The 8,598-nt window shown below is 69.9% G+C and carries 11 protein-coding genes; 10 read left to right on the top strand and 1 reads right to left on the bottom strand.

Annotated features, from left to right (window positions below):
* Positions 1–175 precede the first annotated feature (175 nt).
* The 8 genes from infA (at position 176) to truA (ending at position 4,996) form a co-directional block, all read left to right on the top strand.
* Complete coding sequence (infA, locus tag DLJ59_RS06135) at positions 176–397, top strand: translation initiation factor IF-1 (RefSeq protein ID WP_007073013.1); 222 nt, start codon at positions 176–178, stop codon at positions 395–397.
* Between the two features lie 91 nt (positions 398–488).
* Complete coding sequence (gene rpmJ, locus DLJ59_RS06130) at positions 489–602, top strand: 50S ribosomal protein L36 (RefSeq protein ID WP_043965539.1); 114 nt, start codon at positions 489–491, stop codon at positions 600–602.
* Between the two features lie 266 nt (positions 603–868).
* On the top strand, positions 869–1,249 hold the full coding sequence (gene rpsM, locus DLJ59_RS06125) for a 30S ribosomal protein S13 (protein WP_030329917.1): 381 nt from the start codon (positions 869–871) through the stop codon (positions 1,247–1,249).
* A gap of 87 nt (positions 1,250–1,336) precedes the next feature.
* The gene (gene rpsK, locus DLJ59_RS06120) at positions 1,337–1,744 is read left to right on the top strand and encodes a 30S ribosomal protein S11 (protein ID WP_030329919.1); all 408 of its coding nucleotides are present in this window, start codon (positions 1,337–1,339) and stop codon (positions 1,742–1,744) included.
* 13 nt (positions 1,745–1,757) lie between these two features.
* The gene (gene rpsD / locus DLJ59_RS06115) at positions 1,758–2,384 is read left to right on the top strand and encodes a 30S ribosomal protein S4 (RefSeq protein WP_030489600.1); all 627 of its coding nucleotides are present in this window, start codon (positions 1,758–1,760) and stop codon (positions 2,382–2,384) included.
* A gap of 99 nt (positions 2,385–2,483) precedes the next feature.
* Positions 2,484–3,506 carry a DNA-directed RNA polymerase subunit alpha gene (locus DLJ59_RS06110; RefSeq protein WP_007465227.1) on the top strand — a complete coding sequence of 341 codons (1,023 nt, stop codon included), beginning with the start codon at positions 2,484–2,486 and terminating at the stop codon, positions 3,504–3,506.
* A gap of 34 nt (positions 3,507–3,540) precedes the next feature.
* Positions 3,541–4,098, top strand: a complete 558-nt coding sequence (gene rplQ / locus DLJ59_RS06105; protein ID WP_124771528.1) for a 50S ribosomal protein L17 — start codon at positions 3,541–3,543, stop codon at positions 4,096–4,098.
* A gap of 67 nt (positions 4,099–4,165) precedes the next feature.
* Positions 4,166–4,996, top strand: coding sequence for a tRNA pseudouridine(38-40) synthase TruA (gene truA / locus DLJ59_RS06100; protein WP_124771527.1), 831 nt, complete (start codon positions 4,166–4,168; stop codon positions 4,994–4,996).
* 12 nt (positions 4,997–5,008) lie between these two features.
* Here the strand turns inward: truA and DLJ59_RS06095 are convergent, their stop codons facing one another.
* Positions 5,009–6,127, bottom strand: coding sequence for a hypothetical protein (locus tag DLJ59_RS06095; RefSeq protein ID WP_167493821.1), 1,119 nt, complete (start codon positions 6,125–6,127; stop codon positions 5,009–5,011).
* Between the two features lie 130 nt (positions 6,128–6,257).
* On the opposite strand from DLJ59_RS06095, the gene DLJ59_RS06090 reads away from it, so the two are divergent.
* Positions 6,258–6,863: a class I SAM-dependent methyltransferase gene (locus DLJ59_RS06090; RefSeq protein ID WP_124771525.1), complete on the top strand. Its 606-nt coding sequence runs from the start codon at positions 6,258–6,260 to the stop codon at positions 6,861–6,863.
* 41 nt (positions 6,864–6,904) lie between these two features.
* Positions 6,905–8,584, top strand: coding sequence for an ABC-F family ATP-binding cassette domain-containing protein (locus DLJ59_RS06085; RefSeq protein WP_124771524.1), 1,680 nt, complete (start codon positions 6,905–6,907; stop codon positions 8,582–8,584).
* Positions 8,585–8,598 lie beyond the last annotated feature (14 nt).

Here is an 8,598-nt window from a genome sequence, read left to right as displayed (position 1 = left end):
GGCTGGAGGCGGGCGTACACTTTCAGATCGGCGCACAGCGTCCACTCCGGCATGCCCACCCTGCGCTTCGGTGGGAGCTGGAGCCGCGGCTGGCGCGGACTTCTGATTCTGATCAGATTTCCGTGTAAGGCGTTGTGGGCCGCCCGGAGCAATCGACGTCAGGACAGCGGAGGACATGCCGAAAAAAGACGGAGCCATTGAGATCGAGGGTCGGGTCATCGAGCCCCTGCCGAACGCCATGTTCCGGGTGGAGCTCGCGAACGGCCACAAGGTGTTGGCTCACATCAGCGGCAAGATGCGGCAGCACTACATCCGCATCCTTCCGGAGGACCGGGTCGTCGTCGAACTTTCGCCGTACGACCTGACCCGCGGGCGCATCGTCTACCGCTACAAGTAGTCCTGACGACGGCCGGGAAGTCCCGTGTCCGTCTTCGACGTCCGGTGTCGCGCAACGCGCGTCCCCGGGCCAGATGGGAAGTAAGGCAACCGTGAAGGTCAAGCCGAGCGTCAAGAGGATCTGCAACAAGTGCCGGGTTATCCGCCGGCACGGCCGGGTCATGGTCATCTGCAGCGACCCGCGCCACAAGCAGCGCCAGGGCTGACTCAGCCCGTCCGGCCGGAGTTCGGCCGGGTGGCGTTGGTCCAGGCAGATCCCCAGCGACACACACATCACACATGCTCGTCCCAGCCGCGAGCGGTACGCCAGACGTACCTCTGCGTGGCTGACCCCCGGTCGGAGGCCGGGGCCCGCTCGGGCAGCGACCGATCCCGGTCGCCGGCGCTCACCGCGTCGGAAGGACGGGACGGCCGGTAGCGGGATGGGACGGGTCCACACCTCCGCCACACATCACGAGGAGTACGCCCGCACATGGCACGTCTAGTCGGCGTGGACCTCCCCCGCGAAAAGCGGTTGGAGATCGCGCTCACCTACATCTTCGGGGTCGGTCGCACCCGCGCCCTGGAGACACTCGCCGCTACCGGCATCTCGCCGGACAAGCGCGCTCGGGACCTCACGGACGAGGAGCTCGTGCAGCTCCGCGACCACATCGAGGGCAACTACAAGGTTGAAGGCGACCTGCGCCGCGAGGTCGCCGCTGACATCCGCCGCAAGGTTGAGATCGGCTGCTACGCCGGCATCCGGCACCGCCGGGGCCTGCCCGTGCGTGGCCAGCGGACCAAGACCAACGCCCGGACCCGCAAGGGCCCGAAGCGGACCGTCGCCGGCAAGAAGAAGCCCGGCAAGAAGTAGTTCTTAACCGGATGACGGGGCCGGTCGCCGCCGAGGCGGGCCAGGCCGCAACCCAGTCCGGAAAGTCAACTAGGAGCGCACAGACTTATGCCACCGAAGGCTCGTGCCGGAGCCGCTGTAAAGAAGGTCCGGCGCAAGGAACGCAAGAACGTCGCCCACGGGCAGGCGCACATCAAGAGCACGTTCAACAACACCATCGTGTCCATCACGGACCCGACCGGTGCGGTCATCTCCTGGGCCTCCGCTGGCCAGGTCGGCTTCAAGGGCTCCCGCAAGTCGACTCCGTTCGCCGCGCAGCTGGCCGCCGAGGCTGCCGCGCGTCGCGCCATGGAGCACGGCATGCGCAAGGTCGACGTGTTCGTCAAGGGCCCCGGCTCCGGCCGGGAGACCGCCATCCGTTCGCTGCAGGCCGTGGGCCTCGAGGTCGGGCAGATCGCCGACGTCACCCCGCAGCCGCACAACGGGTGCCGTCCGCCGAAGCGTCGCCGGGTCTGAGAGGTAGAGAGAGATGGCTCGTTACACCGGTGCAGACTGCCGCCGTTGCCGGCGGGAGAAGATGAAGCTGTTCCTCAAGGGCAGCAAGTGCGATGGTCCGAAGTGCCCGTTCGAGTCCCGGCCGTTCCCGCCCGGGCAGCACGGCCGCGGTCGCACCAAGGAGACGGAGTACCTGCTCCAGCTCCGCGAGAAGCAGAAGGCCCGCCGGGTTTACGGCGTGCTGGAGAAGCAGTTCCGCGGTTACTACGAGGAAGCCGTTGGCAAGCAGGCCAAGACCGGTGAGGTCCTCCTGCAGATCCTCGAGTCGCGGCTGGACAACGTCGTTTACCGGGCCGGCTACGCCCACTCGCGGGACATGGCCCGCCAGCTGGTCAAGCACGGTCACTTCACGGTGAACGGCAAGAAGGTCGACATCCCGTCGTACCGCGTCAAGGAGCACGACATCATCGAGGTTCGGGGCAAGAGCAAGGAGCTCACCCCGTTCATCGTCGCGCAGGCTCAGGCCGGCTCGAAGACGGTTCCGGCGTGGCTTGAGGCCATCCCGAGCCAGATGAAGGTGCTCGTGCACTCCCTCCCGGCCCGGCAGGTCATCGACACGCAGGTCCAGGAGCAGTTGATCGTCGAGCTCTACTCCAAGTAGTCGGGCTCGTTGCGGTGGCCCGTCCTTCAAGGGCGGGCCACCGGAACAGTTTGTGTCGTGGGCGTCAAATAGCGGGCGCCCCGGAAGAGAAGAGAAAAGATGCTCATCAGCCAGCGACCCTCCCTCTCCGAGGAGTCGATCAACGAGACCCGTTCCCGGTTCGCCATCGAGCCGCTGGAGCCGGGCTTCGGCTACACCCTGGGTAACTCGCTGCGGCGTACGCTGCTGTCGTCGATCCCGGGTGCGGCCGTCACCTCGATCAAGATCGACGGTGTGCTGCACGAGTTCACCACGATCCCCGGTGTCAAGGAGGACGTGGTCGAGCTCGTCATGAACATCAAGGAGCTGTGCGTCAGCTCCGAGCACGACGAGCCGGTCAGCATGTACCTGCGTAAGCAGGGCCCGGGCGACGTGACCGCGGGCGACATCCAGCCGCCGGCCGGCGTCTCGGTGCACAACCCGGATCTCAAGCTCGCCACCCTGAACGGCAAGGGCCGGCTCGACATGGAGCTGACCGTCGAGCGGGGCCGGGGCTACGTGACGGCGGCGCAGAACAAGCAGTCTGGCGCCGAGATCGGCCGCATCCCGGTCGACTCGATCTACTCGCCGGTGCTGAAGGTGACCTACCGCGTCGAGGCGACTCGTGTCGAGCAGCGCACCGACTTCGACCGGCTGATCATCGACGTCGAGACCAAGCCGTCGATGGGCCCGCGTACCGCGCTGGCCTCCGCCGGTTCGACGCTGGTGGAGCTGTTCGGGCTCGCCCGGGAGCTCGACGAGACCGCCGAGGGCATCGACATCGGGCCGTCCCCGCAGGACGCCCAGCTGGCGGCGGACCTCGCTCTGCCGATCGAGGAGCTGGACCTCACCGTCCGCTCCTACAACTGCCTCAAGCGCGAGGGCATCAACTCCGTTGGTGAGCTCATCGGGCGTACCGAGGCCGACCTCCTCGACATTCGCAACTTCGGTCAGAAGTCGATCGACGAGGTCAAGATGAAGCTCGCCGGGATGGGTCTCGGGCTGAAGGATTCGGCTCCGAACTTCGACCCGGCGCACGTCGTGGACACCTTCGGCGAGGCCGACTACGACACCGACGACTACCGCGAGACCGAGCAGCTCTAGTCCGCGCTGCCGCCACAACTGAGGAGCACCAAAAATGCCCACGCCCACCAAGGGCCCCCGCCTCGGCGGCAGCCCCTCGCACGAGCGGCTGATGCTCGCCAACCTGGCGACCGCGCTGTTCCAGCACGGCAAGATCCAGACTACCGAGACGAAGGCCCGGCGGCTGCGCCCGCTGGCCGAGCAGCTCATCACCAAGGCCAAGCGCGGTGACCTCGCCTCGCGGCGGCGGGTGCTGGGTGTCGTCAAGGACAAGGACGTTGTCTACGCCCTGTTCGACCAGATCGCGCCCCGGTACTCCAACCGCCCCGGCGGTTACACCCGGATCGTGAAGACCGGTCCGCGCAAGGGTGACAACGCGCCGATGGCCATCATCGAGCTGGTGGAGGAGCTTCAGGTCGCCGAGCCGAAGGCGAACAAGAAGACCGCCGCCCGCAAGGCCGCGCAGCAGGACAAGGTCGAGGCGCTCGCCCCGGCCGACGAGGCCCCGCAGTCGGCTCCGGCCGACCAGGACTCCGAGGCGCCGGTGTCGGTGTCCGGTGACACCGCCGCCGCCCGTGAGGACAGCGACGAGGCCACCGAGAACAAGGCCTGATCCAGGGCATTGTCGGGCCCGGCACCCCATCGGGGTGCCGGGCCCGACCCGTAACAGGAGGTACGAGGTGGACGAGCGGATCCGGCTGCGGCTGGACGTCTCGTACGACGGCACCGATTTCTCCGGTTGGGCGGCCCAGCCGACCCGGCGCACCGTCGCGGGGGTGCTCGTCGAGACCCTGGACCTGGTCCTCGGCGTCGGTACGGCCACCGGGCTGACGGTGGCCGGGCGGACCGACGCGGGGGTGCACGCCACCGGGCAGGTGTGCCACCTGGACCTGCCGGTGGACGTGTGGCGACAGCACGAGGGACGACTGCTGCGCCGTCTGGCCCGGCTGCTCCCCACCGACATGCGGGTACGGGCGATGACCGAGGTGCCGGCCGACTTCGACGCCCGGTTCTCGGCCACGTTCCGGCGCTACGAGTACCGGGTCACCGATGCGCCCTTCGGTGCGGAACCGCTGCGCCGGCACGAGGTGCTGGCCTGGCCGAAGCCGTTGGACCTGGCGGCGTTGAACGCCGCCGCCGCGGGGCTGGTGGGGGAGCACGACTTCGCCGCGTACTGCCGGCGCAAGGAGCACGCGACCACGCTGCGCGAGGTGACCCGGCTGGACTGGCGTCGCGACCCGGACGGCATCCTGGTCGCGACGGTGCAGGCCGACGCGTTCTGTCAGGCGATGGTGCGCAGCCTGGTGGGGGCCATGCTGGTGGCCGGGGACGGCCGCCGCCCGGTCGAGTGGCCGGGCCGTCTGCTCACCCAACGGGAGCGGTCGAGTGAGGTCACCGTCGCCCCCGCGCGTGGGCTGACCCTGGTCGCCGTCGGCTACCCGGCCGATCCGGCCGAGTACGCCCACCGCGCCACCCTCACCCGCCGGTTACGGGTTCCGATCGAGGGTTGACCGCCCGACGGGTCAGTCGCCCGGCAGGCCGCCGTCGTCGCCCTGGTTCGCGTTGCTGCCGCTCGGGACCCCCGTCGGTTGTGCGGCGGTGCCACCGTCGGCCCGGCTCTGCAACACGCCCCGGCTGAGGTGCAGCTCGATCATGTCGAACAGGATCTCGCGAACCTTGGTGTCACCCGCCTTGATCACCGCGCCGTCCTTGCGGACCACCAGGGCGTACGCCAGGTAGTGGCCACGGACCTGCCAGCCGACGCGGGAGGGAGCGCTGGTCAGGACGCCGGTGTCGTCGCCGTCGTCGGCGGTGAGGCCACGGAAACGGCCCTGCCGCTCGTCGAGCAGTTGCCGGAGCCGGTCGCGGACCCGTTCCGCGGTGACCTTGTCGGTGAGGTTGAACAGGCCGGCGGTGACCAGGTGCCCGTCGTCGGGAGTGCTCAGCGTGGCCCGGACGATCTGGTTGCAGCCGAGCCGGACCAGCAGGTCGGCGACCTCGTCGGTGGCGGCGACGGCGCAACTGCCGCTGGACTGGGTCTTGAGTACCTGGTAGCTCGGCTGGCCGTCGGTGAGCTTCAGTTCCTTGTCGGGGAAGAGTTCCTTGGCGGTGAGCGGGGCCTGGTCGGTGTCCCGGGAGTCGAGGGCCGCCCGTTCCGGCGGGGCCGACGGCGCGGCGGCGTTCGGCTGGTACGTCGGGTTGGCCTGCGGCTGCTGCTGGTTGCGGTCGATGAGCAGCGCGGCGGCACCGAGGCCGCAGAGTGCGAGCAGCACCAGGACGGCTGCGCCGCCGATCAGCACCTGCCACAGTCGGCCACCGCCGCGCCGGGTGGTCGGCTCCACCGGCGTGGCCGACGTGTAGATCTGGCTGTGGGACGGGGCGGGCGGGATGTCGGCGCGGGTCGGCAGTGGCTGCGACACCTCGGCACGGGTCGGCGCGGGCTGCGACAGATCGTTACGGGTCGGCGCGGGCGACGACGATGGCAGCGAGAGCTGGTTCGGCCGGGGCAGCGACGGCGCGGGGAAGCGCGATGGAGACGGCCCGGCCGGCGGGGGCGGGCCGGCGCCGAGCACCGACAGATCGGACCCGGGCTCCGGGTAGTCCTCGAAAGCGTCCTCATCGGACTCGTACCGATACACCATGTCGCCCAGAGTAGGAGTCAATGTCCCTTTAGGGGGTAATTTCGGGTAAATGCGCGCGTGGGCCGGGCCGGGTCCGTGGAGAAGCCGATCGCCCCGACGGTCGTCCCCGGGCCGGTGCGAGAATTGCCAGGTGACCGGCGACCACTACTTCACCGCTCAGCCCACCAGCGACGCCCCGGCGCGCGAGGTCGAGTTCTCCGTCGCCGACCGCGACTACCGGCTTGCCTCGGCCGGCGGGGTCTTCTCCGCCAGCCGACTCGACCCCGGCACCGCCGTGCTCCTCCGCAAAGCCGAGCTGCCCGCCGCCGACACCAGCGGCGACCTGCTCGACCTCGGCTGCGGCTTCGGACCGATCAGTTGCGTCCTGGCCGACCTCGCGCCCACCAGCACCATCTGGGCCGTCGACGTCAATGCCCGGGCCCGCGAGCTGACCGCCGCCAACGCGGCTCGGATCGGCGCCACCGACCGGGTGCGGGTCAGCGCACCGGACGACGTCCCAGCAGACCTCAGCTTCGCCCAGCTCTGGTCGAACCCGCCCATCCGGATCGGCAAGGACGGGCTGCACGACCTGCTGCTGCGCTGGCTGCCCCGACTGGCCCCGGACGGCGTCGGCTGGTTGGTGGTCGCCCGGCACCTCGGCGGCGACTCGCTGCAACGCTGGCTCACCGAGCAGAGTTGGCAGGTCGAGCGGTACGCCAGCCAGAAGGGCTTCCGGGTGCTGCGCGTCACCCGGTAATTGGATGTACCCCCCGACCCTCACTGGGGCAGGATCCCGGCGTGGGATACGTGGACGTGGCAGCGGTCGGGCACATCCTGCCCGACGGTCGGGAACTCTTCGCCGACGTGTCGTTCCGGGTCGGTGAGGGCAGCAAGGTCGCCCTGGTCGGGCCGAACGGCGCGGGAAAGACGACGCTGCTGAGAATGGTCGCCGGCGACCTGCCGGTGCGCAGCGGCGTCGTCGCGCGGGCCGGAGGGCTGGGCGTGATGCGTCAGTTCATCGGCATGATCGGCGACGAGTCGACCCTCGCCGACCTGGCGTTGTCGCTGGCCCCGCCGACGCTGCGCGACGCCGGCCGGCGGCTCGGCGAAACCGAGGCGGCCATGCGGGCGGCCGAGGCCCACGGCAAGTTCAGCAACGCCGCCGGCAAGGCCCAACTGGCGTACGCCGATGCGCTCGGCGCCTGGGGCGAGGCCGGCGGGTACGACGCCGAGGTCCTCTTCGACACCGTCGCGACAATCGTGCTCGGCCAGCCCTGGGACGCCGTACGGGACCGGCCGGTGCGTACCCTGTCCGGCGGCCAGCAGAAGCGCTTCGCCCTGGAGTTGCTGCTGCGCGGCCCGGACGAGGTGCTGCTGCTCGACGAACCGGACAACTTCCTCGACGTGCCCGGCAAGCGTTGGCTGGAGGCGCGACTGCGCGAGTCGACCAAGTCGGTGCTCTACGTCTCGCACGACCGCGAACTGCTGGCCCAGAGTGCCGACCGGGTGGTCGCCGTCGAGGGTGGCAGCGCCTGGGTGCACCCGGGCGGCTTCGCCAGCTGGCACGAGGCTCGGGTGGCTCGACACGCCCGCCTCGACGAGCTGCGCCGGCGGTGGGACGAGGAGCACCAGAAGCTGCGCGAGCTGATGCTGATGTACAAGCAGAAGGCCGCGTACAACGACGGGTTGGCCTCTCGTTACCAGGCCGCGCAGACCCGGTTGCGCAAGTTCGAGGAGGCCGGGCCGCCGCCCGTACCCCCGAAGGACCAGGACATCCGGATGCGGCTCAGCGGCGGGCGGACCGGCAAGCGCGCGGTCGTCTGCCAGCAGCTGGAGCTGGATGGCCTGACCTTCCCCTTCGACCTGGAGATCTGGTACGGCGACCGGGTGGCGGTGCTCGGTGCCAACGGCACCGGCAAGTCGCACTTCCTGCGGCTGCTGGCTCGCGGCGGCACCGACCCGGACCCGGCGAACGGGCCGGTCGACGGGGCGGGGGCGCTCGCTCCGGTGGCGCATGACGGCGTGGCCCGCCTGGGCGCCCGGGTGCGACCCGGTCACTTCTCCCAGACCCACGACCGGCCGGAGCTGATGTCGAAGACGCTCGTCGAGATCCTCTGGCGGGGCGACGAGCACCGCACCGGAATGGACCGGCACGCGGCGATGGGTGTGCTCAGCCGCTACGAGCTGGCCGCGCAGGGCGACCAGCGCTTCGGCACGCTCTCCGGCGGACAGCAGGCCCGGTTCCTGGTGCTGCTGCTGGAGCTGTCCGGGGCGACCCTGCTGCTGCTCGACGAGCCCACCGACAACCTCGACCTGGCCAGCGCGGAAGCGCTCGAAGCGGGCCTGAACGCCTTCGAGGGAACGGTGATCGCGGTCACCCACGACCGCTGGTTCACCCGCTCCTTCGACAGGTTCGTGCTTTTCCGAGGTGACAGCGAGGTGGTGGAGACCCCGGAACCGGTCTGGGACGTCGGGTGATCCCCAGCGACCTG

This window comes from Micromonospora inaquosa (assembly GCF_003857055.1).
Classification (GTDB): Bacteria; Actinomycetota; Actinomycetes; order Mycobacteriales; family Micromonosporaceae; genus Micromonospora; species Micromonospora inaquosa.
Note: the sequence above shows the minus strand (reverse complement) of the source record. Positions and strands in the feature narration are given on the sequence as shown.